Source organism: Streptococcus sp. 3613, assembly GCF_013277375.1.
GTDB classification, from domain to species: Bacteria; Bacillota; Bacilli; order Lactobacillales; family Streptococcaceae; genus Streptococcus; species Streptococcus pseudopneumoniae.
This window is the reverse complement of the sequence record NZ_VMMV01000024.1, coordinates 1-25156: the sequence shown is the minus strand read 5'-3', so window position 1 is coordinate 25156 and position 25156 is coordinate 1. Positions and strand designations below refer to the sequence as shown.

Sequence of the window (25156 nt, the reverse complement as noted above, 5' to 3'; positions counted from 1 at the left end):
TGTTTTGAGCAGCCTGCGGATAGTTTCCTAGTTTGCTCTTTGATTTTCATTGAGTATTACTAGCTTTTTCCATATTAATTCAGCTTTTTGTTTATTTTTAGTAACAGGCAAGGAGCTGTAGATAAAACTCAAGTTCATCAAAGCGACTTAAGGCCCTAATAAAAGATAAACAAAATGACGGATAGAAAAAAGCCCACACACGGAATCTACTTCCATGTGAGGGCGTTGGTAACGCGGTGCCACCTCAATTATAAAGGAACTATCTCCTTTACATCTCTGCCTTGTCTAACAACAAGCTGCACTGTAAGGTGTGCGCACCGAATTTTCATTGTTTCAAATTCATTTTTTAAATCAGCCCACTTTCACTACTTCCAACCACCTATTCACAATCACCACAGGCTCCCTGAAGATCAAAAATAGTTACTTTTCTGATTTGTTGAACTTATTTTAATACTTTGTTTTTTCTTTGTCAAGACTTTTTTACGATTTTTTTGAAAATATCATTCGAATGTGACCATGTCTTCCTTAGATCGAACATGAACATGAACATGTCCCACTTGTTAGAAATTGGATCCAACTCAATAGAAACTGAATGGAGGCTAAACAGAACTTATTTTAGAACACTCCATCTTTTCCACTAGGATTTTCAAGAATTAAACAATACTAGAAACTCTGTCTCCTAACAAATTTAGGAGAAACTTCAACAGATGTGACACTTTCCCCTTTAATAATTGCTAAAACACCTTCTATCATTTCTTTAGCCAATTTAACATAATTGGGAGCAATTGTAGACAAAGCTGGAGTATAATACTGAGAAATAGGAATATTATCAAATCCAATGATAGAAATATCATCTGGAATAAGAATTCCTTTCTCATAGCACGCACGAATCAAGCCCTGAACCTTTTCATCTCCTGAAACAAAAATAATGTCCGGATCATTTTGGGTAGTCAAGTGCTGCATTGCATAAGAATAAACTGAATCAATTGTAGATAAGCCATAAATGACTTTTAAATCCATAAAGTAATTTTTATCATTCAGAAAAGAACGCACACCTCTTTCACGATCCTTATTAACATGAGATTCTCCTCCCATAAGCAACCACATATTTTTAAATTTTTCTTCAGTTACAGCTTTCATCATATCATAAGTAGCTTGAAAATTATTATTAGATACATAGACTACTCCAGACGTTTGAGATTCACCGAAAACAAGAAAAGGCATATGGTTCTTCTTTAAATACTGAATTCTGATATCATCTACACTTTCATAAAAAACAATAACACCATCTACTAGGCTACCTGTGCTTGATATAATTGAATTACTAATTGTATCCTCCTCTCCAAAGTACTCAACTATAGCATTAACACCATACTCTTTACAAGTTTGTAAAACTTTATCTAATAAAGTTTGAAACCAAATTAAAGGAAAAGAGTCGATTTTTTTTACAGAAATCAATATATTTATAGCTTCTTTTTTAGTTAAATTTTTTGCATACGCATTTGGAATATACGACAATTCCTCTATAACTTTTTGAATCGCTTGATAAGTTTCTTCTTTAACATTTACTCCACCATTAATAACTCGTGAAACTGTTTTTGGAGAAAAACCTGATAAACGTGCAATGTCATAAATAGTTACCTTTTTCCCATTTATATTTTTCATTTCAGTCCTCCATTACGAACATTCTAATATTACTATACAATATTTAATTTTTTTTAACAAGAGAATTTAGTAAATTATTTAAGATCCACAAATTCACAAAATTAATTTTACAAATATTCTTCCCCTTCAAAAAAGTTTAAATTGCATTTCACACCTTTATTTTTAAGAATGTTTCCAACTTCACGACAAATAAATTCATATGAGAAAAAACTACCATAAAATTGTAGATTAACTTTTTCAGTAAAATGTGTAGGATTTATAAAAACATATAATAGCCTGTCAATGCAACATTTTAACATAGAGTTAATTTTTTCTTTAAAGATAACATTTGTTATCAACTCATCAGGAGGTAAATGAAAGGCAAACACCATTTCATAAATATCATAAAAAGAAATAAATTTGTATACTTGTATCAAACAATTATTATCAAAATATTCTATTTTACCTAAATCAAAATTGATTTTATAATCTTTCATAAAAACCTCTGAGCAAAAATCTACTCAAAAATTAGATGATTAAAACATCTAAAAAACAAAAGGACAAAAACATCTGTCCCTTTGTTTACTAAATTTCAGCTAATTTCTTCGACATAAATAACACCTACAATATTAGCAATTTCTTCCATTAGTTTAAGGTGCTCAAATCTACCTGATAATTCCAGAGTAATAAATGACGCGATTTTTTTGTCTGGAACATCAAAATATTCAATTCTGTCAGAATTAACATCTCCAAATGCAGTTCTAGAATCAGTCATTCTAATGCCATTTTCTGCACAATAAACCAATACACGATTATAGGCTTCTGTAGATTTAACCACTATATACAATTCAATCATTTTAGAACGATTTCGTAGATATTTTTTTAGTGGTTGGAACATGGATATCACACCCCAAACAGAAATGGCTACTAAAAGAGCTCCCTCATAAAAACCTACTCCAATAGCTAATCCAATTCCAGCTGAAGCCCATATTCCGGCTGCAGTTGTTAAACCAGTTATTTTCTTTTTATCTGTAATAAGTATTGTTCCAGCCCCAAGAAAACCAACACCTGATATAACCTGCGCACCTAAGCGTGTAGGATCTCCTGTACCAAATTTATAAGATACGTATTCATTCGTCATCATAATTAAACATGCAGCCAGACAAACAATACTATGTGTACGAATACCTGCTGGTTGAGATTTACTTCCTCTCTCTAAACCAATTACACCACCAATAACTACTGATAAAACAATCCTGACAACTATTTCAATATGTGATAACCCAAGACTAGTGGCTGTCATGATTATTTCCTTACTTTACGCCTCGGTCTTTGTGTGAAGTATAATACAGTTCCAGAAACAATCATCAGAACAATTGTATAAACAAATACCAGAGCTTGTGCATTAGATGTTGCTGTTTCATCACCTGCAGATCGAATCGTAATACCTAATGGTTGAGCTAGGGGATGGTAAAGGAATACAGATAAGTCGAAGTCAGTTAATAAAGAGTTAAAGTTTAAAGCAATAACAGAGAGAACAACCGGTAAAATAAATGGAATGATAACCTTCATCATAGTATAAAAAGGTGAAGCACCCATACTTCTTGCTGCATCTTCCATCTCATCATCAACACTAAATAAAATAGCACGTACCATTCTATAAGAAAATGGGATTTTTACAACTATATATGCAATAAGTAGAATTACCAAACCACCTACCAAAATCTGATTCAAGACAAGAAATTGTGGCTGATTAAAAGTAAATAATAAACTTACTGCTAAAAGTGTACTTGGTAGTAACCAAGGAAGTAGAGCACCATATTCAAATAAGAAATCAAAACGAGATTTATGTTTTCTGACAACACGAGCAAATACAACTGCGAGAATTGTTGCTGTTGTCGCAGCAATAATAGAATAAATAAAGCTGACCAAGAATGGAGAGAATGCCGCACTATTACTAAAGAATAAGCGATAATTTTCTAAAGTAAAGTTTGATAATGTTAAGTTACCTGTTTGAATTGCAACTGGATCTGTAAATGAGTATAATACTATAAAAATTAGTGGAAGCATGAAAACTGTGAACAATCCATATGCTACAATGTGAGCAATGATATTCCAAGGCTTAGACGCAATTTTTTGTTTTTTAAGAGGCGCTTTAGTCTTAGAGATAGAAATATAATTTCCACCTTTTTCTATCTTGTTCATGATAGTAAGCAAAATTGTAGTTGCAATACCTAAAATAATTGCAAGTAGAGCAGCTAAATCACGAGAATTCCCCATCCCTGCAAATGTAATAATCATTGGATTTATAGTTTGAAATTCTTTACCACCAACAATCATGGGTGCTGCTACTGCAGATAAACCACTAAGAAAAACCATGATAGTAAGTGCAAATAGAGTTGGAATTAAGGTTGGTAACACTACTTTTCGGAAAACAGTAAATGGTTTTGCTCCCATATTTCGAGCAGCCTCAATAGTGTGATAGTCAACGCTTCGAATTGTATTTGTTAAAAACAATGTATGATTAGCAGTTCCTGAAAATGTCATAATGAATAAGACTGCACCATACCCAATAAACCAGTTAGGGTCTAAAGAAGGGATAACATTTTGTAAAAATTTTGTAATCAATCCATAAGGACCATAGACAAATTTATATCCAGTCGCTAAAACCACTCCTCCATAAATTAAAGAGGTCATATAACCTAATTTTAAAATTTTAGCACCTTTAATATCAAAGTACTCTGTAAATAGAACACAAAGAATACCTACGACATTAACTGTAATAATGAGTGAAAATGCCAACTTAAAACTGTTCATAATACTCTGAAGTGCCCTCTGAGATTTTAGAACACGATGTACAGCATCAAGGGAAAATTCTCCTCCTTTTACAAATACATTCACTACTAGATCAAAGTTTGGATAAATAATAAATGTTACTAAGAACCAGATTAACCCTAAACGAATAAGCCAATCTTTTAAATTTAATTTATGACGCATACTGCACCTCCTTAAAATTGCAGAACGTCTGATGGTGTGATAAATAATTCCACACTTTCTCCGACAGATCTAATAGCAGCCTGACTATCAATACTTGTTACATTAAGAATCTGACTTTCAGAAACTTTTATTGTATAGTGAATTGTAACTCCAGAAAACTCAACATCAATAATTGTCCCTTTTAGAATAAAATCTTGTTCAGTTTCACGATTGAATCGAACTTTCTCTAATCGAATGTATCCTTTTTTATCCTCTAAGAAAACGCTTGTATTTTTCAATAATACTTCGTGGACTGTTTCATCGGTCAAAACATTAATATCTCCAATAAAATCACATACAAATTCAGTTTGAGAATTATGATAAATCTCTACTGGTGTACCGACCTGTTCGATGTATCCATTGTTAAAGACTGCAATTCTATCAGATAAAGTCAAGGCTTCCTCTTGATCATGAGTAACATATAAAGTAGTAATACCTAACTCTTTTTGAAGTCTTTTCAACTCTTTTCTCAAATCTACACGTAATTTTGCGTCAAGGTTTGACAATGGTTCATCTAGACAAAGAATTTTAGGTTCAAGAACCAGAGCACGAGCCAATGCTACCCTTTGTTGTTGACCCCCAGATAATTCTGATACATTACGCTGTAACTGTTGATCAGAGATCTTAATTTTTGCTGCCACTGCTGATACTTTAGCTTTAATAACATCTGGAGCTACCTTCTTAACTTTTAAACCAAATGCAATATTATCAAAAACAGTCATAGTTGGAAATAGCGCATAAGATTGAAATACAATACCAATTCCACGCTTTTCAGGTTCCAAATGAGTGACATCTGTTCCATTAACTTCAATACTTCCTGATGATGGATCTAAAAAACCTACCAATGCTCTCAAAGTAGTTGATTTACCACATCCTGAAGGCCCAAGAAATGTAAAGAATTCCCCTTCATGTATATCTAAATTCAGATTATCAATTGCAACAAAATCACCATATTTAATTTGAATATTATCAAATTTAATCATCTCACTAACTCCCTCTATTACTAAACCAAAAGCCTCTCTTTATTTCTTCCTTAAATTTAGAAATAATAGAGAGACTTGGACATAAAAATTAAATTATTTCTTATTGTACGTATTCTAATTCAGCTTTTTCTACCCATTCATCCAAATGCTTTCCAACAGCTTCCCAGTCAATATTTTGTGGTTTTACTTGATCCACAAATTTTTTCGTATCTTCAGGTAACTCTGTTAGGGCATCTTTATTTGCAGGAATAGATCCAAAGTTCTTACTATATTCTACTTGAATTTCTGTTTGACCAAACCAATCAATAAATTCTTTAGCTAACGCTTGTTTTTTACTAGTGCTTAAAACCATAGTTTGTTCAGTTACAAATGGTACACCAATCTCAGGAGTCATAACTTTGAAAACAACATTTTGTTCTTTTTGTCCAACTAATGCACCAGAACCCCACATCATTCCATATTGTATTGGATCTTCTTTGTCTAACATCTTAACAATTGAACTTTCTCCCTTTTGAAGAGTGTATGCATTTTTCAAATATTCTTTTGCTGCTTCCCAACCTTTTTCGGAAACACCTAATTCACCTTTATCATCAAGGTATCGAACTAAGATACTTGCTAGAATTGCCCGTCCTGTACCACCTTGAAGACCAGAAATTGAATATTTACCTTTATACTTACTACCTAATTCAGTCCAATCTTTAGGCATTTCTTTTACATCAGGCGCCCCAATTAAAACTAATGGTTGAACAATCACAGGATTATAATAATTATCTTTATCTGATAAAGATTGATCAATTTTATCTAACCATTTAGGCTTGTACTGGACTAGTAATTTTTGATCTCTAATTTTATTTGAATCAACAGCACCAATTCCAAATACCATATCTGCAACTGCATTATTCTTCTCGGCAATAACACGGTCTGCTAATTGAGCGCCAGGAATATCAACCATTTTTATATTAAAACCAGCTTCTTTTGCTTTAGCAGTTAACCAATCACCACGACCATTTGAGACTGAGTTCGAATAGATTACTAATTCTTGACTTTTATCAGCTTTTTCTTCAGATGAAGAAGCAGTCGTAGAATTTGAACCTCCAGAGCAAGCAGCAAGTGTAGTAAGAGCAACTCCCGTTGCAAGTACAGTAGACCAAACTTTCATTTTTTTCATGATAAGTTCTCCTTTTTTATTATTTTATTTAAATTTTTCGTGATATGGAACAAATTGTCTCATATCTTCAAATACAGTATAGTCAATACGGTTTACAGTAATAGTTGGAATCTTCTCTAATAAAATTTCAGTTAATTCCGCTCTAACTTTAGTAAACTCTTCTTCCTCCTCTTCGGTTAGAGGAATCCGAAGATACCCAATTGAAATATGGAATTGATATCTATCATGATTAGGGAAACAAACACCTGCTTTTTCTGAGACATAAGTACGAATTTCTTCTAATCTCTTAGCAGAAGCTTCATCTGCAGGTTCAACTAGTATGTTTTGTTTTCCCATTTCCGTTACACGCATAAGAATTTCTTCATTTAACAATGGAAAAATTTCAAGTTGTTTAGCAAAGTAATCATGTATTTTCTGTAAAGGTGTATCTAAAGGAAGATTACTGCTCCAAAACTCCGTTTCACGATTTTCATGGCACAACAATTCAATTACAGTCATGTGAATAGAATTCCTTGGAGTTAAAGTGAACTTATCGATAAATGGTAATTCTCTATAACGTGATTGAATAATATCAACAACTTCCATCAAATCTTGTTTAGTATAAAGATTTGCTACAACAGTATTTCCTGGAAAATGATTAAATTCCCCATTCTCTTTGAACTTAATTTTTGTTAAGTTTTTCATATAAAGACCTTCTTTTTTTATATTTGACATCGGTGTCATCATGTTTACATTATACAATGAAACCGTTTCCTTTGTCAAGCGCTGTCAAACATTTTTTTTAATTTATCTTTCATTAAATATACATTTCATTAAAAGGTTAAGTAATTTTTCCAAAATACAGCACTCATATAGACAGTATCATCAATTATAGCCATTGGGATTTTTTGATTGCCAATTCCATGTATCTCTACACATGTCTTCAATCGATTTTGTTGTTCTCCAATTTAATTCCTTATATGCTTTGTCTGCATTTGCATAACAAGTTGCAACGTCTCCTGAACGTCTTGGAACTATTTTATAAGGAATAGGGATCTTATTAACACTTTCAAATGTATTTACAAGTTGTAATACACTAGTGCCTTCTCCCGAGCCTAGGTTATAGATATAAACATCTGTTTTTTCAGATACTTTTTCTAAAGCTTTTATATGTCCTATTGCTAAATCTACTACATGGATATAATCACGCACACCAGTACCATCAAGCGTATCATAATCATTTCCGAACACACTTAGCTCTGACAGCTTACCTACCGCTACTTGTGCAATATAAGGCATCAAGTTGTTAGGAATTCCTGAGGGATCTTCCCCAATAAGCCCAGACTCATGAGCACCAATTGGATTGAAATAACGAAGCAACGCAATACTCCATTCTGAATCTGCCACATGAACATCTTTTAAAATTTGCTCAAGCATCACTTTCGTATACCCATAAGGATTTGTCGCACTTGTTTGCATCGTCTCAATTAGAGGTGACTGATTGTTAATTCCATATACAGTCGCACTTGAAGAAAAGACAATCTTTTTAACATTAAATTCTGACATCACTTCAACAAGTGCCAATGTACTCATAATATTATTTTTGTAGTACATCACAGGCTTTTGCACGGATTCTCCGACAGCTTTATAACCTGCAAAATGAATTGCAGCATCAATCGATTCTTGTTCAAATACCTTTCTCAATGCTTGTTTATCACAAACATCTAATTCGTAAAACACAGGACGTATTCCTGTAATTGCTTCAATACGGTCTAGCACCAAGATGCTAGAATTCGAAAGGTTGTCGACAATGATAACTTCCTTTCCTAAATTTAGTAATTCTACTACGGTATGGCTACCAATATAACCAGCTCCGCCTGTTACCAATATTGCCATTTGGGTTTCCTCCTAATTAATTCCAACCGACTTAACAAATCTCATAAACGCTTCATGTCCAGATGAAGTATTCTTATAAACACCTGCATCTTCTAGGACTCTCGCAAATGCTTGTCCTACTTCGTGTTGAACTACGCTATTAACCTCTTCTTTTTTAATGTTAGGATATTTTTCTTTCAATTGGTCGGCCCATTCTAAATGATAATCCGCAATTGCGTTTTCCTCTCCTAAAAGATATTTTCCAACTTCTTCTAACTCTGGTTTCAAACGAGGTGGTAATATCGCAAGTCCCATCACTTCGATTAATCCGATATTTTCCTTTTTAATATGTTGTACATCTTGATGAGGATGGAAAACACCATCTGGGTATTGTTCAGTAGTATGATTATCTCTTAGAACAATATCTAATTCATATCTCCCGTCCACTTTACGAGCAATAGGAGTCACCGTATGGTGTGGGACATCTTCAGTCATAGCAATGATGTCTACTTCTAAATCTGAATATTCTCTCCACTTATTTAGAATTTTAGTAGCTAAATCTAACAAGCGATTTTTATTTTCACTTTGTAACCTAATTACTGACATTGGCCATTTTACAATACCAGCATTAATATCCTCAAAGTCTTTAAAACGAAATTCACTCTCAAATTTTGCTTTTTCCATTGGGAAAATATATTTCCCTCCCTGATAGTGGTTATGACTAAGAATGGAGCCTCCTGAGATAGGAAGATCAGAATTTGAACCAGCAAAATATCCTGGCAAAATATCAACAATCTCCAATAATTGTTCAAATGTTTTAGAGGTAATAGCCATTGGTACATGTTGACTATTCAAAAATATCGCATGCTCATTAAAGTATGAGTAGGGAGAATACTGGAATCCCCATACTTCGTCACCAAGTTTCAACCGAATAATTCTATGATTCGAACGTGCTGGATAATTTATTCGCCCCTGATATCCTTCATTTTCCATACATAGTAAACATTTGGGATAATTAGTTGCTTTTACTAATTTTTCAGCAGCAATTGTTTTTGGATCTTTTTCGGGTTTTGACAAATTTATCGTAATCTCTAGCTCTCCATATTTAGTTGATGCTCTAAACTCAATATTCTTAGCAATAGCAGAAGTTTTAATATAATCACTATCTTTACTTAACTTATAAAACTCTTCAACTGCTTCTTGAGGTGATATATCATATGAACTCCAAAAAATATCATTTAATCGACTAGGTAAAGGAACTATGAAATTCATTAACTCTGCTCCTAAACATTCCTTTTCCTCGATTAAATCTTTAATTTTACCGTTTTTTAAGGCGATTTCCACTAAGTAATCTTTTATTTGTTTCAGGTCATTTTCATCGGAAATGCGATCAGTTCCCTCCTCACCTATTAACGCTAATACTCTATTTTTCACATATATTTTGTCAATTTCATTATACATTCCGTATTCAATTACTCTATCAACAAAATTATCAATAATTGTTTTCATATATTTTTCTTTCTAATTTATGTTCCCATATTTTCTATACATTATCCATTTATAAATTGCTTGCGTAGTATGAGCAATTTTATCAAGGTGATGAATAATATCTAAAGCACCAATTACTTCAGAAACATTCCCATCATCTTCAAATATGTAATTCATTATTTTCTTTTCAATATTTATACTAAGCTCTTCTATCTCATTCTGTTTTTGTATAACAACCATATCTAAACATCCAGATTGTTCCTCTCTATAACAAGATATAGCCCTATTCATATGCTGTCCGATAACTTCATGAAGTATTTTTATTTCTGAAATAATTTTCTTCAAATTTTCATTATTTTGAATAATCTGTAGATTTTTTAAAATTTCAACAATTCTATCCCCAATACGTTCAATGTCAGTTGATATTTTTATTACACTAATAATTCTTCTTAAGTCATATGAAACAGGATGTTGTAAACAAATTAACTCAAATCCTTTTTTATCAATATTTAGAACTGACTCATTTATGATTAAATCTTCTTTAATCAATTCTACTCGTTCTTCATTTGATAAATATTCAAATAACTTCTCATATTTATCAAGCACAGATACCCAAATGGTCTCTAAATTATTTGATAATTCTATAATTTCATTTTCTAAATATAACCTTAACATTTAGGTACCTCTTCTTAACAAAGTTCAATAGTAACAATTAATATTTTAAACAATATATCAAACATCAATAACTAGAATACTTGCATCATCCTTCTTTCCATAGATTGGATCAATAGCAGAAGAATTAAATCTCATCTTAATTAACTCTTCAAAAGTTTTATTTTGATTATTTTGATAGAATTCATAAAAGCCATCGCTCATTAAAACAATTTGTTCACTAGTAACATCTATTTGATTAATAATAGCATGGTCTAAAAATCTCTCATCCAACGAACCTATCCAGTACCCACTCGGTTGATTAGATAATTTTCTGATTTTTTGTAAAATAATTTTTTTATTTAAAACACTATTTGTACCAATTGAATCTTTTATCTCATTTTTCCCTTTTTTCAAATAAGTTATCTACTCTATGATCAGTTATTTCCATTTCGTTTACTAACATGACGCAGTCACCTAGCATCATATACTCCAACTTTTTTTCTGAAAGTTTAGCAAATATAAAAGCAAATGTTGGTAAGCGATAATACTCTGTTAATTCATATGAGTTTAAACCGATTTCATCTTTAACCTCAAGTAAAGCAGTTTCAAATATTTGTTTAAGAGTTTTTGATTCTTTACAATTAACCGACAAACTTTCTGATAAAATATGTACAACTTCTGAGACTGAATAACCTATCTCCTCTTTAGAATTATATAAATCTGTAGCTCCATCAATAATCCAAAAATACTGATTTTGTGAACCTACAGCATCCTCATTTTCTACAGAACTTCCTTGTATCGAACAAATTTTATTTATCTTTACCATAATACTTCAACCCTTTTAGTGTCAAAAGTAAACCAATTCCTGTCACTGTTAAGAATAGTTCCATAATCTTGTTCGAACCAGTCTTTGGTAATTTTTGTTTTACATCTACTATTTCTTTAGATTTATTAATATGATTTTCAGTTTCTCTGCCATCTCCAACTATTTTATGGTTCACTTCTTCTGTCTTATTATCTTGTTTATTGTCGATCTTGTCATTCATTTGTCTATTATCTTTACTTGAGTTAAACTCTCCGTTCTTCTGGTTACTATCAATTACATTATTTGAATTAGATTGTTTTTCATGCACATATGAACTTGTTTTAAATTTTTCCTCTTTGTTTTTTTCTTTTTCGTTTTTATCACTTAAGTTATTTGTTACAATTTTATAAAGCCCATTCTCCGTTACAATATTGAAATTACCATCGCTATCACGTATAACAGGTTCTTTCTCATTTGCATTAGATTTGATGAATGATATATACTTACCGGATAAATTATAAAATTGGTTATTTAAAACGGTTATTTTACCCTTTGAATCCTCAATAACAATTCCTTCTTTACCACCGAATATACTATTCTCTGAGACTACTAAATTATCACTAACTCGTAATAATTCAATATTTGGTTGTTCTGTTTCCTTAGAATTATTATTAATTACATTTTTTGTTACAGTAATATCTGATACTTTTCCTAAATATTCTGCACTATCTTTTGCAACTCGTATCGCTTTTGTTTTAGGATCGGCAATATTAAATATATTTTCGGCGATAACCACCTGTTTATTTAAATCTAATAGATCTTTAGTGTTTTTATAGCTATAAGCATTTACTAAAGCTGCTCCGCTTTCTCGATAATGTACACTCTCTCCTTTAACTTTCTTATCAAAGCGATTTCCTTTGATTAATACATCAGTGAATCCTGTAAAACGTACACCTGCATACATCATGTTATCAAAATGATTATTTAAAATTTTAATATTAGAGGGGTTCTGTGTCGACAATGTTTGATAGTGTGTGCCAATTGCTGTTACTAATTCTCCAGATTTATCACTTTTGCCAAAATAGGAATTTTGAATAGTCACATTTTCAGATTTTTTCCCATCATCATTCAAGGCATAAGGAAAACCTTTTCTAGTTAATGGTTCAATCTGAATGCTCTCCTTACTTATGATTTGCCCATCCTTCATCGTTTTGGGTAAGGCTTGCCCAAGAAAACGAGAATTATCAACTAATACATTTTTCGAACCTGCAATTTGAATAGCATGCCCTTGATAACTATCCTTGAATGTTACATTTTTTATAGTTACGTTATTTGAATTCCCAATAGCAAATGCACCTGAAGAATTTATAAGTGGTAGATTTTTTGCTTTAGTTCCTTCTTCATTCAAAGCACCGTTCATATCAATAGTACCACCAGAATAACTAATATCTTCTGTTGGGCTCCATTCTACTTGCGCACCATCATCCGTAAATAAACCTGTCATAAAAACAATAGAAGGGTGATTCTTAATATTTATACCATTTAGAATGGTAGCTTTCTCATTCAATTCTAAGTGTGTATGACTTTTTAAAAAAACAATTTCTTTTACTAAATAAGTTCCTTCCGGAAAATATACATTTCCTCCACCTAGCCCTTGAGCTGCAGCATCTATTGTATCTTGAATTGCTTGACGATCATCATTAACTCCGTCACCTATTGCTCCATAATCTTTTACACTTAAAGCAGTATCTTCAAATTCTTTTTTGATAATTCTGTCACTTATAACATCTTCCTTATAACTCTTATTTTCATTAGTAGATGTTACTGTAGATTCAACTGTTCTGTTGTCTAATTGTGAATTAGAACGAATAGTACCATTAGAGCTGATACTATTAACACTTAACGAATTATCTAAACCATTAGTGGTTGAATTAGAGGCAATCATTTCAGCAGAACGATTCTGATTAACAGTTGGTGAATTATCTAAATCATTAGTAATTGCATTAGAAGACTCTTTTGTAGCCATCGGTGAAGAACTAGTAACAACTTCATCCGATAAAATACCTTGGCTTCCCAAAATTGAAATTGCCAATAGTACCGAGCAGGTCCCCACCTTTAATTTACGAATACTGAATACCTCATTAGGAACAAAATATTTCATCAGAACCTCCAATTTTTTTACTATTTTTTAACAATTGATTATTACTTTTCTTAAAATAGATAGAATGACACCGCTGTCATTATCTTTATCATATATTTTCCAAATTGAATTGTCAAGGAATAACACAAGAAAATATTAAAATTTATACTCTTCGGAAATCTCTTCAAACTAGGTCAGTGCCGCCTTGCCCTAAGTCTAGGTTACTGACTTGGTCAGTNNGTTAGAAATCGATTTGACTATCCCGATCGATTTGTCCTATTCTTATTTCATTTTACTATATCTACAACCTCAAAGCAGGGTTTTGAGCTATCTATGGCCAACTTCCTAGTTTGCTCTTTAGCCTTCCATTCAAAAGTGATGCTATCTTTCTTAGCTTGAATATAAAATATCCCATTTACTATATTTAAATTTATTGATATGTTGTAAATTATAAATGAAAGAACAAATACCTTGTCATACAAGCATTCGCCAGGGATATTTACCTGAATATCGCTCATATGGCGGATTGAAACTAAAACACTACAATATATTTCTTAAATAGACCTTCTATAAAAGCTAGATTTAACCTCGATAAAAATAGATGCAGTGCTTCTAAAATACTGGAATAGGGTATATAGGTAATCGTAGACAAGTGTTTTATAGATTGTCTCGCAGGAGATCTAATGATGTATAGCAAGCTTCACTAAACATATGGGATATTTGTATTATTATAATATCAAAATGCTATAAATTCTATCATGCAAAAGAATGACTAGAACATGAAAGACAGGCACAAAACTTTGAACAATATTCTGAAAACAAAAAAAGACGCGAGTTTCCACAATCTCACTCATGGAAACTCACGTCTTTCAAAAAATAGGGTGAATTGAAAACTAGAACAAGACACTATATTTTCTAAATGATGTCTAGTAAGGATTCTAAATGCTACACCAAATTGCTCACATCTTATTTCAAACCACGGGACTCCCACAAGAAAGGAAAATCCTATAAAAATTCTCTCTCTGAGGAGAAAGGGGCCTCAACTACAGGTGTAAACTATTATCAATTGAAAACAACAGTTTTTACACTCAATTAGACTTTTTAGGGACAGTATTACTTTCGCTTGTCTGTAGTTTGTCATTTTTTTGATAAAGTTAGTACTTTTTCAGAAACTGTTTTGAAAGTCTCAATGATATAGTCCACTTCTTCATCGCTTAATTTAGTGTGAAGAGGGAGCGTAATTTCATTTTCAAAGAAGGCATAGGCCTTAGGATAGTTCGTCATATCAAATCCAAGATTCTTATAGGCTGTCAAGAGAGGAAGCGGTTTGTAGTGAACATTACTTGCAATTCCTGCTTTAGCTAATTCTTGGATGATAAGATTGCGTTCCTCTAAGCTCGCTCCTTCTACATGGGTGATGTAGAGGTGGCGTGAAGATTCTACAGTATCAGTCTTGTGTGCCAATGGATGGATACGAGAACCTGCAAAACCACGATCATAGCGGTCCACGATGTCCTTACGACGTTCTAGCAAACCAGAGTAACGGTCCAATTGTACCAAACCAAGCGATGCCATGATATCAGTCATATTGCACTTGTAGGCTGGTGTGACGATATCGTATTCCCATGACCCCAGTTGCATCTTGGCAAGGGCATCCTTAGTTTGCCCGTGAAGGGAAAGGATTTGGAATTCCTTGTACATCTCTTCGTCGTCAATCGCTGGATTGGCCTTCCAAGTCGCACTTCCACCTTCTGCCGTTGTAAAGTTCTTAACGGCGTGGAATGAGAAGGAAGTAAAGTCAGCGATAGAACCAGAAGGTTGTCCTTTATAAGTAGATCCCAAAGCGTGGGCACTATCAGAGACAATGACAATACGGTTAAAGGCCTTTTGCCACTTGCTTGAAGCGGTGAAGAAGTCACGTTTTTTCTCCACGACTTGGAACAAACGGTCATAATCGCAAACAATCCCTGCGAGCTCTACTGGGATAATCACCTTAGTTTTCTCAGTGATAGCTTGCTCAAGCAGGTCATAGTCCATCTCAAACGTATCTGCTTGGATATCCACCATGACAGGGGTTGCTCCCACGTGCGTAATGACACTACATGAAGCCGTATAGGTCATGGCTGGAACGATGACTTCATCACCAGGTCCCACTTCCAAAACGCGTAAAATCAACTCCAGAGCAGCTGTCGCAGAGTTGAGACAAACAGTCTTAGGTGTCTGTGTGTAAAGAGACAAGCGGCGCTCCAGTTCTTTTGTTTTAGGACCTGTTGTGATCCAACCAGAACGCAGGGTATCCGCTACTTCAGCAATTTCTGCTTCTGTGATATCAGGCGGTGAAAATGGAATATTGTAATTTGGCATTGATTTGCTCCTTTTATCTGTACTCATTTTCTTATGACTACTTTATTTTAGTACCTCAAACACGGTTTGAAACATGATTTTGATGTCCCCAAAGAAACTAAACTCTCGGAGATAGGCGAGGTTATAGCGCATCTTTTCAGGAAGAACATGCTCCACATAGGCCTGATCAACTGACAGACCTTTCTCCGTCATTTGACTGATGATGGTGTCCTCATCCTTGTAGTTGATGCTGGCTGGAGAGGTAATTCCTGCTTGCAAGAGCAAGGTTGCCATCATTTCAGGGCTATACTGCTCTGTATAACGTGGCACTTCAGGTCGTGTACCGACAAAGGACATCTCACCTTTAAGGACATTGACCAACTGAGGCAGTTCGTCCAAACGGACACGTCGGATGAAATTTCCAACCTTGGTAATGCGGCTATCGTTAGCAGAAGTCACCAGACTTCCTTTTTTATCCGCATCCGTCACCATGGTACGGAACTTCCAAATCTTGAACCGACGGTTGTACTGGGTCACACGCTCTTGCTTGTAAATCACTGGCCCCTTGCTATCCAACTTGATCCAAATGCTCAAGATGAGAAAGATGGGAGAGGTCAGAACCAGTAAGCCCAAGGCCAAAACCCAGTCCAAGCAACGCTTGAAAATCAGCGAACCCTTCCTTTTAGAGACAAGCTGGTAGTAAGACTCAACCTCGCTTGATTTCATTTCCACAGGCAAGTCTTCCCATTTCAGCATGCTGTTCTCCTTTGTTTTTATTATACTATTTGTCAACATTTTTCATTATACCACAAAATGGAAAAGGCGGTGAAAGAAATCTGTAATTTGAAGGATTTCCTTCTTTTACTCAATGAAAATCAAAGAGTGTTAGGACATGGCCCCTGCCTGCAAGCTATACATCTTGTGATAGGTTCCTCCCAAGGCCAAGAGTTCTTCATGAGTTCCACTCTCGATAATGCGCCCCTTGTCCAAAACATAGATGCAGTTGGCGTCTTGAATAGTAGAAAGGCGGTGAGCGATAGCAATAGTTGTTCGGCCCTGTCTCATCTTCGCCAGAGAAGCTTGAACCAAGCTTTCTGTTTCAGAGTCAATATTGGCGGTCGCTTCATCCAAAATCAGGATTTTAGGCTGGCTGGCAACTGTTCTGGCAAAGGCAAGAAGCTGTCGCTGACCAGTTGAAAAACTCGATCCACGCTCAGACACAGGGGAGTCGTACCCCTTAGGAAGTTCTTGAATAAAGGAATCTGCATCCACAAAGGCTGCCGCAGCCTGAACCTGATCATCACTGATTTCTTGGTACATGGCGATATTGAACTTAATAGTTCCATGATAGAGAAAGGGTTCCTGCAAGACCAAACCGATGTTTTTTCTCAGCTCTTCTTGACTGAAATCCCTGATATCCACATCATCCAAGAGAACTCTCCCTGACTGGAATTCATAAAAGCGCATGAGAACATTTATAATCGAAGATTTCCCCGAACCTGTATGACCTACAAAGGCAATGGTTTCACCCTTGTTGACCGAAAAAGAAATATCATCCAGAATAGGATGTTTGCCATCATATGAGAAACACACATGTTCAAAACGAATATTGCCTTCTTCAACCTCAACCTGACTATTTTCTTGAAGAGGCTCATAGGTTGCCTCGTCAATCAAGGCAAAGACACGGCCTGCAGACACCATAGACGTTTGCAGGGTTGAAAAGTTTTGCGTTACTTCAATCAGAGGATCAAAGAGACGATTGATGTACTGGATAAAAGCATACATAGTCCCGACCGTTATCCCGATAGAAAGACCACGGTAGCCAAAATAGGCCATTAAGACAGTATAACCTAGGAGTTTCAACAAACTCATAGCAGGGCGCAACAAGAGGGCATCAAAGGCTACAGAGCGGTTGGCATAGACCAAGTGTTCTTGGTTAATCTCATCAAATTCTGCCTGCTGGCGCTTTTCTTGATTAAAGACCTGGATAATCCTAATTCCTTCGATATTTTCTGCCAGCTTACTATTGATATCTGACAAGAGACTTCTGGTTTTCTCGATAATCTTGACTGATTTTTTACGATAGAGATTGACCAAAAGGAAAATCAAAGGGAGAAAGAGCAGGACTAATGCTGTCAAACGAAAATCCAACACCAACATGGTATAAAGGGTTGTCAAAAAGATAAAAATTGCTGAGATAAAACTGGATAAAATCCCCGAAAACATATCACTGATTGTCTCGGTATCATTAGTCAAACGAGAGACGATAGAGCCTGCTGGCGTCTTGTCAAAATAAGACATGCCTAGCTTCTCCATATTGGCAAAGGCATCGCGACGAATATCCCTCACAATACTGTAAGACACCCGTACAAAGAGAAGATTTCCGACATACTGAACCAGAGTTTGCAGGATATAGAGACCATAGTAGGCCAGCAACACTGTCACAGCGAGTTGATTGAGATTGCTGAGATACTGGTCGATAAAGTGGGAAGCCACAAGGGGAATGACACTTTTAATGACCGTAGTCGCTAGGAGAAAGCTGAGTGCCAAAAAGGTCAGAAGACCATAAGGCTTGAGATAAGATATCAAGCGCTTCAATACAGCCCATTGTTCTTGTTTATTCTGCATCTTCTTCTCCCTTCATTTCCAGCTGCTGAGACTGGTAGGTTTGGGCATACCAGCCATCCAAAGCTAGCAAGTCTTCGTGCCTGCCTCGTTCGATGATTTGACCATTTTGCAGGACTAAAATCAAATCTGCATGGACAACTGCACTGAGGCGATGAGCCGTAATAATGGTTGTCTTGTCCTTTCGCGTCTCCTTAAGGTTGTCGATAATCGCATACTCTGTCTTGGCATCCACGGCCGACAAAGAATCATCCAAAATCAAGATATCAGGGTCTAAAATCATAGCCCGACTCATAGCCAGCCGCTGCTTTTGCCCACCAGAAAGACTGACTCCCTTTTCACCAATCAACGTATCAAATCCCTGTGACATGGCTACAATGTCTTGGTAAACTTGAGCTAGCTTAGTCGCTTCCTCGACCGCTGAAATGGGCAAGTTAGGATTGCCAAAGCGAATATTGTCTAAAATCGAAGTCGCAAAGAGGAACTGGTCCTGAGGGACGTAGCCCATAAGACTACGAAGCTCTGTCAAACGATAATCGCGAATATCGTGACCATTTAGATAAATGCCTCCCTTATCCACATCGTACTCACGCAAGAGGAGTTTAATCAAGGATGTTTTCCCAGAGCCTGTCTGCCCAACCAAGCCCAGAGTTTGCCCTTTTTCCAAACTAAAGTGAATATCCATTAGCGTTTCCTCGTTTTCAAAAGCAAAGTTATCAATAGCATACTCCAAGCGCCCGTTTTCAATACCATCCAGAGGAAACTCGGAGTCTTTTACAGATGATTCCTGAGACAAAAGATTCTCAATCCGCTGGTAAGAAACCTTTCCTCGCTGAGTGATATTAAAGAGGAAACCAATAGCCATGAGAGGCCAGACCATCATATCCAAATAACTAATAAAAGTGACCAAATTTCCAACTGTAATCTGCCCCTCCCGAACCATCAAAGAGCCGACTAAGAGTGTTAAAACATAGGATAATCCAACAAACAAGAAAACCATTGGGTCAAAGAGTCTATCGTATTTCATGGTTTGGAGGTTCTTTTGGAAGGTTAATTCATTGACTGCCTGAAAGGACTCCAGCTCATCTGCCTGATAACCAAAAGACTTGGTCACTTTGATACCTGATACAGACTCCTGAACCTTGTTATTGAGTTCAGAAAAGGCATCCTGTGACTCTCCAAAGACCTTATGAGTCTTTCTTCCCAAACGACTGGTCGCATATGCCATAAAAGGCAGGGGCAAAATTGCAACTAGAGTCATCTGCCAGGAAATGCTAAAGAGCATGGTCAGCAAAGTCACTAAAGCTGTAATAGAGGCATCCACCGCAGATATAACACCACCACCTGCAAGACTCGTCAAAGAATTGATATCATTGGTTGCGTGTGCCATCAAGTCCCCCGTCCGATAGGTTTGATAAAAGGCTGGAGACATCTTTGTAAAATGCTCAAACAAGCGAGACCTCATAATCTGCCCCAGACGGTAGGATGTCCCAAGAATATACATACGCCAAACATAGCGCAGATAGTACATACCAAAGGCCGCAAGAAGCAAGTAAAATAGGTAAATAAGTAGTTCATTCTGAATTAATTGCCCCGATGTGATAGCATCAATGATTCGCCCCATGACCATTGGGGGAATGAGGTTAAGGACAGAAACCAAGACCAAGGCCACAATTCCGACTAGATAACGGCGTTTTTCTAGCTTAAAAAACCACCAGAGTTTTTGAATAATGGACATAAAATTCCTTTCTAGTTCCAAATGGAAACCTGAGACCCCGACCCCAGGTTTTTCTTATTCATAGGTTACAACTGTAACGTCACCTTTGTCATACTCAGCGATAAAGATATTGGCTACATTGTCATGCCCTTGTTTGCCGAGATTATCAATCAACCACTCTTCGCTACAGCCAAGCGATTCCAAGACTTCTACTTGGATAACACCATCAGTCACAATTAGATACTTAGGATTTTCATCTCCCATTTGGACCACGATGAGTTGGTCATTTTGCTCCTGCACAGCTCGTTCAACTTGCTTCATCTGGAAAATCCCTTGGCTACGAAGTTTGAGGGTTACATCCACCCCAAACAAATCAACCGAACGACAGGCTTCTAGGTCAATCTTCTCATGTTTGATGAGGAGAGTTGGCTTACCATCAATCAAACATTTCACAAAACGAATATTATGAAGCCACTTGAGGGTCAAAACCAAAATAGTCCACATCAGTAAAATCACCTCGTACTGCAAAATGCTGATAGAACTATTGTAAATCACCCCACCAATGATAGCACAGAGAACATAATTCTGAATTTAATCTGTCGCAGAGTTAGGTGCTAAGTTCCCCTTTCCTGTCACATTGATAACAAAACAAGTGAGAAGAGCCCCAAGGCCAGTTCGATTACAATTTCCATACAGTTGAGTGTCACTTGTTTACCTTCACCAATTCAATAACGTCTGTTTGATGCAATTCTAATTTCTTTAAAAGATACTTGTCTAATTCGCTCTCGTTCATGGCGTGGTAGAAATCTGAACCGACCTTGACAAGTTCTCCATCAGTAACTGCAGAAGTATTGACGTAAACTTCTGATTTATCCACTCCCAAGTCTTTAGAAACAACCTCTATGAAATGAAGTTTGAAATTGGTTGTTAGAGGCTTAATTGGTCTGGTATTTTGAGATTGTCACCAAAAGCATGGCTATCAAAGTCAAGACAAAAATCATGACCAATTCACAAAATCTAGTCACCTTTTTTATCACGATACGCCTTGAAGGCAAAAAATCCTGTGATAGCTAGGAGCACAATCCCAAAGCCAACCATGATACCATTTTGCTGACCGATTTGGCTGAGTACATAGTCATAAGAGTAGAATTTCATGTATTTTCACTCCCTTTCATAAAATCATTCTTAATTATAAACAAAAGAGGATGATTTTTCAAACCATACGTTGGGGAAATAGACTTATCAGACCAACTTCTCTAACTAATGACTCAAATACCTGTTTCAAGATTCTAATTTTGATAATTGATAAGAATAGACACTAGGAATTATCACTACAAAGAAAAGTGTCAAGAAGAATACCCAGTAAACATATAGTTGCACAAAGGAGTTTAGAAACAATAACAATCCTCCTAATACCCAAATTTTTCCAGCTAATCGATGTGTTTTTCTCCAGTTTTTATCACTCTCCAAGGTCCACGGAAGTCGAATACCGATTATATAATTTCGGTGTGTTTTTGGTAGATAATTTCCAATTACGATCATCACGACTCCCATAAAAATCTGAGCTAGAATCCCGCTCATCATGGAATAACCCAAAGATTCTCCGAAGATAGAAATCATTAATAGACAAGATACAAAAGGAATAATCCAGTAAATCAAAACTTGTATTTTTGAACTGATATTGCTAGATTTAGGATCCTTAATCATTAAAAATAGAAGCAACCAATGCATCAAAAGCATGAGAGTCGGTAATCCAAAGATAGCAGACATTTTATGATTGTAGCCATCTGCTTGACCCAGTAGATTAAAATGAGTGGGTATCTCCTCTGGTAATTGATTCCAGAAAACACAACCTACAAGGGAAGGTAGTAGGATGAGAATGCTCGTAAATAATAGCAATTTCTTATTGATTTTTATCTTCATCAAAATGATCTCCTTTCAGATCTGCTAACCAAACCATTATATCCTCTAAAACCGATGTATTTAACTCATAATAAATAAAGTTTTTTTCTTTCATTTCATGAATCAAATCCGCTGCTTTCAAAATCGTGAGATGGTGTGAAATAGTTGCACTAGTCAACTCGAATTGACTGGCAATTTCTCCTGCAGGTAATCTACCTGTTTTGAGTAAATTCAAAATCTCTCTCCTAACTGAATGAGATAAGGCTTTAAAGCTATTTGCAAAACTCATAATGACTCCTTTCCCTTTGTAATATTAGTAGGGCTAGGACTAAGCAAGGTAGAACTGATAGCATTCCTGTCGGTGATGGATCTAAAATCAAGAGGCTTGAAACTTTTTCTCCTGGTAATTGAAAGAGTAACCCAATACCTGCAGTTGCATTGATTGCCCCATGAAATAGGACTGAAGCCCAGATAGAGCCTGTCTTTTCCAACAACCAGCTTAACAATATTCCTAGGCTAAAACAAAATAGAAACATGGCGACAACTCCTAAAACGGGATAAGAAAAATAAGATAGTCCATAATTATAGCCTTGCAAATTGATTGGTAGATGCCAAAGACTCCAAATGAGACCAAGCAAGACATGAGTCTGGACTCTTGAAAAGCGTCCTCTTAGCACTGGGTAAAGATAGCCACGCCAACCAATTTCCTCCCCTAATGCAAAGAAACTATTAAGAAAAGGAGCGTAAGTCAAACTAGCTAGGATTTGAATCAAAGCCAAGAAAGATAAGGGAATGGCTGATTGAGAGACACCTTTTTCTTGTAAAATAGCTTGAATAGATTCAAAACCAAGGCTGAAATTGCTAGGAAATACAAGAAAATAAAGTCCCGCTCCTAAAAAACTGATAACTGCTGGTAACCAGATAGCTAGTAAGTAAAAGCGCCAGTTGCTCTTGAGATTTACAACTAATTTAGATTTGATTCCACTAGGTTGATTCGTGATTTTCCCTAAGAGAAAGACTGCAAGCGCAGGCATCCACATGGCTACAATACTAGCAAGTTGACTCCATGGAGAATTTAGACCAACACCACCTATCCATAGTGCCAACCATATTATCCAAGCAAGGGCATAAGCCAAGACCACAAAAAGAAGGATTGTTCTCTTATTTGACATATATGTAACTTCACTTTCTATTTAGATATTTTTCTAAATAACATTATACACCTTTCTATTCTAAACACAAGAGCTATTTAGATTTTTTTCTAAATAGTTTAGGGAATTTTTATTTTCTCAGGATAAAGTCTAAAGAGTGATTTTTCAAACCATACGTTGGGGAAATAGACCTTTTTTTGGTATAATAAAATCTATAATCTGAATGAAAAAGGTAACTTTATGAAACTTATCTCATGGAATATTGATTCCCTAAACGCTGCCCTAACTAGTGATTCAGCTCGTGCCAAATTGTCCCAAGAAGTCCTACAAACCTTGGTCGCTGAAAATGCTGATATTATCGCTATCCAAGAAACCAAGCTTTCTGCCAAAGGGCCTACAAAGAAACACTTGGAAATTTTAGAAGAACTCTTCCCAGGCTACGAAAACACGTGGCGCTCTTCTCAAGAACCTGCCCGCAAAGGCTATGCTGGTACTATGTTCCTCTATAAGAAAGAACTCACACCTACTGTCACTTTCCCAGAAATCGGTGCCCCTTCTACCATGGACTTGGAAGGCCGCATCATCACTTTGGAATTTGATAAATTTTTCGTGACCCAGGTTTACACACCAAATGCTGGCGATGGTCTTAAACGCTTGGAAGAACGCCAAGTCTGGGATGTCAAATATGCGGAGTATTTGGCTGAACTAGACAAAGAAAAACCAGTCCTTGCGACCGGTGACTACAACGTAGCCCACAATGAAATCGACCTTGCAAATCCTGCTAGCAACCGCCGTTCACCTGGATTTACTGACGAGGAACGTGCTGGATTTACCAACCTATTGGCAACTGGATTTACTGATACCTTCCGCCATGTTCATGGCGATGTTCCTGAACGCTACACTTGGTGGGCACAACGCAGCAAAACTTCTAAAATCAACAATACAGGCTGGAGAATCGACTACTGGCTCACAAGTAACCGTATCACTGACAAGGTCACTAAATCTGATATGATTGACTCAGGTGCTCGCCAAGACCATACACCCATTGTCATGGAGATTGAACTCTAAGGAGAAAACGAATGGACTATCAAGCTGTCATTCCTGAACTTGTAGTATCTGACATCGAAAAATCACGCCACTTCTACTGCGACCTGCTAGGATTCTCTGTCGAATACGAGCGTCCAGAGGAGAAATTTCTCTTCCTCTCGCTTGAAGACTGCCAACTTATGCTAGAAGAAGGCAGCGCAGAAGAATTAGCTCAGCTGACCTATCCATTCGGGCGCGGTGTCAATATTTCCTTTGGCATTACAGATGTTCCTCAGCTCCACCAAAAACTGCTGGAAGCTAACTATCCTATTCATCGTCCTTTGACTAAAAGAGAATTTCGAGTGGGAGATAGCTTTATTTACCCTCATGAATTTGCGATTTTGGATCCTGATGGTTATTTTTTAAGATTTAGCGAGTAGAATAATAAAGATTGGGAAAAAATCTTTAAAGTTAGAGAAAGGCATATTGTCAAGTCTTGAAAAATCTTGATAATATGTCTTTTATGATGAAAAAATCTTCTAATACTCTTCGAAAATCAAATTCAAACCACGTCAGCGTCGCCTTACCGTACTCAAGTACAGCCTGCGGCTAGCTTCCTA

22 protein-coding genes, 3 pseudogenes and 1 other annotated feature are annotated in these 25156 nt (G+C 35.8%); of the genes and pseudogenes, 2 read left to right on the top strand and 23 right to left on the bottom strand.

Translation table 11 applies throughout. The features are described 5' to 3' along the window. Window positions 1–215: 215 nt before the first annotated feature. Window positions 216–446, bottom strand: a binding site (T-box leader). 217 nt (window positions 447–663) lie between these two features. The 23 genes and pseudogenes from HT708_RS02795 to HT708_RS02690 form a co-directional block, all read right to left on the bottom strand. Then, the gene (locus HT708_RS02795) at window positions 664–1665 is read right to left on the bottom strand and encodes a LacI family DNA-binding transcriptional regulator (protein ID WP_000789951.1); all 1002 of its coding nucleotides are present in this window, start codon (window positions 1663–1665) and stop codon (window positions 664–666) included. Between the two features lie 107 nt (window positions 1666–1772). After that, window positions 1773–2141: a hypothetical protein gene (locus tag HT708_RS02790; protein ID WP_138699396.1), complete on the bottom strand. Its 369-nt coding sequence runs from the start codon at window positions 2139–2141 to the stop codon at window positions 1773–1775. A gap of 95 nt (window positions 2142–2236) precedes the next feature. After that, window positions 2237–2947 carry an MgtC/SapB family protein gene (locus tag HT708_RS02785; RefSeq protein ID WP_000127548.1) on the bottom strand — a complete coding sequence of 237 codons (711 nt, stop codon included), beginning with the start codon at window positions 2945–2947 and terminating at the stop codon, window positions 2237–2239. Window positions 2948–2949: 2 nt separating this feature from the next. Continuing rightward, entirely contained in the window at window positions 2950–4641 is a 1692-nt protein-coding gene (locus HT708_RS02780) for an iron ABC transporter permease (RefSeq protein ID WP_115264924.1), read from the bottom strand. Between the two features lie 11 nt (window positions 4642–4652). Continuing rightward, window positions 4653–5663 (bottom strand): ABC transporter ATP-binding protein, encoded by a 1011-nt coding sequence (locus HT708_RS02775; protein ID WP_000589142.1) that lies wholly within the window; start codon window positions 5661–5663, stop codon window positions 4653–4655. 100 nt (window positions 5664–5763) lie between these two features. Further along, window positions 5764–6831, bottom strand: a complete 1068-nt coding sequence (locus HT708_RS02770) for an extracellular solute-binding protein (RefSeq protein ID WP_049523868.1) — start codon at window positions 6829–6831, stop codon at window positions 5764–5766. 24 nt (window positions 6832–6855) lie between these two features. After that, window positions 6856–7515, bottom strand: coding sequence for a DUF1868 domain-containing protein (locus HT708_RS02765; RefSeq protein WP_000793816.1), 660 nt, complete (start codon window positions 7513–7515; stop codon window positions 6856–6858). Window positions 7516–7695: 180 nt separating this feature from the next. Next, window positions 7696–8706 (bottom strand): UDP-glucose 4-epimerase GalE, encoded by a 1011-nt coding sequence (gene galE / locus HT708_RS02760; RefSeq protein WP_000996560.1) that lies wholly within the window; start codon window positions 8704–8706, stop codon window positions 7696–7698. A 12-nt stretch (window positions 8707–8718) separates the two neighbouring features. Continuing rightward, a complete protein-coding gene (gene galT, locus HT708_RS02755) occupies window positions 8719–10194 on the bottom strand; it encodes a UDP-glucose--hexose-1-phosphate uridylyltransferase (protein WP_023932602.1) in 1476 nt (491 codons plus the stop codon). A 12-nt stretch (window positions 10195–10206) separates the two neighbouring features. Further along, window positions 10207–10848: a phosphate uptake regulator PhoU gene (locus HT708_RS02750; RefSeq protein ID WP_000945329.1), complete on the bottom strand. Its 642-nt coding sequence runs from the start codon at window positions 10846–10848 to the stop codon at window positions 10207–10209. A 57-nt stretch (window positions 10849–10905) separates the two neighbouring features. Further along, window positions 10906–11241, bottom strand: coding sequence for a hypothetical protein (locus HT708_RS11705; RefSeq protein ID WP_226373094.1), 336 nt, complete (start codon window positions 11239–11241; stop codon window positions 10906–10908). Between the two features lie 121 nt (window positions 11242–11362). After that, window positions 11363–11653, bottom strand: a pseudogene (locus HT708_RS11700) (protein phosphatase 2C family protein); the annotation flags it as partial. Beyond that, entirely contained in the window at window positions 11637–13793 is a 2157-nt protein-coding gene (pfbA, locus tag HT708_RS02740) for a multi-ligand-binding adhesin PfbA (protein ID WP_172925940.1), read from the bottom strand. The pseudogene HT708_RS11700 and the gene pfbA, both read right to left, overlap by 17 nt. Window positions 13794–14059: 266 nt before the next feature. Next, the gene (locus tag HT708_RS02735; RefSeq protein WP_001280259.1) at window positions 14060–14290 is read right to left on the bottom strand and encodes a hypothetical protein; all 231 of its coding nucleotides are present in this window, start codon (window positions 14288–14290) and stop codon (window positions 14060–14062) included. A 619-nt stretch (window positions 14291–14909) separates the two neighbouring features. Beyond that, window positions 14910–16136, bottom strand: a complete 1227-nt coding sequence (locus HT708_RS02730; RefSeq protein ID WP_050089759.1) for a DegT/DnrJ/EryC1/StrS aminotransferase family protein — start codon at window positions 16134–16136, stop codon at window positions 14910–14912. A gap of 42 nt (window positions 16137–16178) precedes the next feature. Then, complete coding sequence (locus tag HT708_RS02725) at window positions 16179–16871, bottom strand: sugar transferase (RefSeq protein ID WP_001861841.1); 693 nt, start codon at window positions 16869–16871, stop codon at window positions 16179–16181. Window positions 16872–17000: 129 nt separating this feature from the next. Next, window positions 17001–18743 (bottom strand): ABC transporter ATP-binding protein, encoded by a 1743-nt coding sequence (locus HT708_RS02720; protein ID WP_172925939.1) that lies wholly within the window; start codon window positions 18741–18743, stop codon window positions 17001–17003. Then, window positions 18733–20478: an ABC transporter transmembrane domain-containing protein gene (locus HT708_RS02715; RefSeq protein ID WP_172925938.1), complete on the bottom strand. Its 1746-nt coding sequence runs from the start codon at window positions 20476–20478 to the stop codon at window positions 18733–18735. The genes HT708_RS02720 and HT708_RS02715 overlap by 11 nt, the downstream gene beginning before the upstream one ends. 54 nt (window positions 20479–20532) lie before the next feature. Then, a pseudogene (locus tag HT708_RS02710) lies at window positions 20533–21164 on the bottom strand (DUF421 domain-containing protein). Continuing rightward, a pseudogene (locus HT708_RS02705) lies at window positions 21161–21612 on the bottom strand (DUF3290 family protein). Before HT708_RS02705 ends, HT708_RS02710 begins: the two co-directional pseudogenes overlap by 4 nt. 126 nt (window positions 21613–21738) lie before the next feature. Then, on the bottom strand, window positions 21739–22380 hold the full coding sequence (locus HT708_RS02700) for an SdpI family protein (protein WP_078934249.1): 642 nt from the start codon (window positions 22378–22380) through the stop codon (window positions 21739–21741). Then, on the bottom strand, window positions 22361–22648 hold the full coding sequence (locus HT708_RS02695; RefSeq protein WP_050222921.1) for an autorepressor SdpR family transcription factor: 288 nt from the start codon (window positions 22646–22648) through the stop codon (window positions 22361–22363). Before HT708_RS02695 ends, HT708_RS02700 begins: the two co-directional genes overlap by 20 nt. Continuing rightward, window positions 22632–23531, bottom strand: a complete 900-nt coding sequence (locus tag HT708_RS02690; RefSeq protein ID WP_119942890.1) for a type II CAAX endopeptidase family protein — start codon at window positions 23529–23531, stop codon at window positions 22632–22634. The genes HT708_RS02695 and HT708_RS02690 overlap by 17 nt, the downstream gene beginning before the upstream one ends. 219 nt (window positions 23532–23750) lie before the next feature. Between HT708_RS02690 and HT708_RS02685 the strand changes: the two genes are divergently transcribed. Further along, a complete protein-coding gene (locus HT708_RS02685; protein ID WP_050207414.1) occupies window positions 23751–24578 on the top strand; it encodes an exodeoxyribonuclease III in 828 nt (275 codons plus the stop codon). An 11-nt stretch (window positions 24579–24589) separates the two neighbouring features. Continuing rightward, window positions 24590–24976: a VOC family protein gene (locus HT708_RS02680; protein WP_050207413.1), complete on the top strand. Its 387-nt coding sequence runs from the start codon at window positions 24590–24592 to the stop codon at window positions 24974–24976. Window positions 24977–25156 lie beyond the last annotated feature (180 nt).

Excerpts from the sequence above, each read along its gene's own strand:
- HT708_RS02795 (WP_000789951.1), bottom strand. The coding sequence starts at position 1,665 with ATGAAAAATATAAATGGGAAAAAGGTAACTATTTATGACATTGCACGT.
- HT708_RS02790 (WP_138699396.1), bottom strand. The coding sequence starts at position 2,141 with ATGAAAGATTATAAAATCAATTTTGATTTAGGTAAAATAGAATATTTT.
- HT708_RS02785 (WP_000127548.1), bottom strand. The coding sequence starts at position 2,947 with ATGACAGCCACTAGTCTTGGGTTATCACATATTGAAATAGTTGTCAGG.
- HT708_RS02780 (WP_115264924.1), bottom strand. The coding sequence starts at position 4,641 with ATGCGTCATAAATTAAATTTAAAAGATTGGCTTATTCGTTTAGGGTTA.
- HT708_RS02775 (WP_000589142.1), bottom strand. The coding sequence starts at position 5,663 with ATGATTAAATTTGATAATATTCAAATTAAATATGGTGATTTTGTTGCA.
- HT708_RS02770 (WP_049523868.1), bottom strand. The coding sequence starts at position 6,831 with ATGAAAAAAATGAAAGTTTGGTCTACTGTACTTGCAACGGGAGTTGCT.
- HT708_RS02765 (WP_000793816.1), bottom strand. The coding sequence starts at position 7,515 with ATGAAAAACTTAACAAAAATTAAGTTCAAAGAGAATGGGGAATTTAAT.
- galE (WP_000996560.1), bottom strand. The coding sequence starts at position 8,706 with ATGGCAATATTGGTAACAGGCGGAGCTGGTTATATTGGTAGCCATACC.
- galT (WP_023932602.1), bottom strand. The coding sequence starts at position 10,194 with ATGAAAACAATTATTGATAATTTTGTTGATAGAGTAATTGAATACGGA.
- HT708_RS02750 (WP_000945329.1), bottom strand. The coding sequence starts at position 10,848 with ATGTTAAGGTTATATTTAGAAAATGAAATTATAGAATTATCAAATAAT.
- pfbA (WP_172925940.1), bottom strand. The coding sequence starts at position 13,793 with ATGAAATATTTTGTTCCTAATGAGGTATTCAGTATTCGTAAATTAAAG.
- HT708_RS02735 (WP_001280259.1), bottom strand. The coding sequence starts at position 14,290 with ATGAGCGATATTCAGGTAAATATCCCTGGCGAATGCTTGTATGACAAG.
- HT708_RS02730 (WP_050089759.1), bottom strand. The coding sequence starts at position 16,136 with ATGCCAAATTACAATATTCCATTTTCACCGCCTGATATCACAGAAGCA.
- HT708_RS02725 (WP_001861841.1), bottom strand. The coding sequence starts at position 16,871 with ATGCTGAAATGGGAAGACTTGCCTGTGGAAATGAAATCAAGCGAGGTT.
- HT708_RS02720 (WP_172925939.1), bottom strand. The coding sequence starts at position 18,743 with ATGCAGAATAAACAAGAACAATGGGCTGTATTGAAGCGCTTGATATCT.
- HT708_RS02715 (WP_172925938.1), bottom strand. The coding sequence starts at position 20,478 with ATGTCCATTATTCAAAAACTCTGGTGGTTTTTTAAGCTAGAAAAACGC.
- HT708_RS02700 (WP_078934249.1), bottom strand. The coding sequence starts at position 22,380 with ATGAAGATAAAAATCAATAAGAAATTGCTATTATTTACGAGCATTCTC.
- HT708_RS02695 (WP_050222921.1), bottom strand. The coding sequence starts at position 22,648 with ATGAGTTTTGCAAATAGCTTTAAAGCCTTATCTCATTCAGTTAGGAGA.
- HT708_RS02690 (WP_119942890.1), bottom strand. The coding sequence starts at position 23,531 with ATGTCAAATAAGAGAACAATCCTTCTTTTTGTGGTCTTGGCTTATGCC.
- HT708_RS02685 (WP_050207414.1), top strand. The coding sequence starts at position 23,751 with ATGAAACTTATCTCATGGAATATTGATTCCCTAAACGCTGCCCTAACT.
- HT708_RS02680 (WP_050207413.1), top strand. The coding sequence starts at position 24,590 with ATGGACTATCAAGCTGTCATTCCTGAACTTGTAGTATCTGACATCGAA.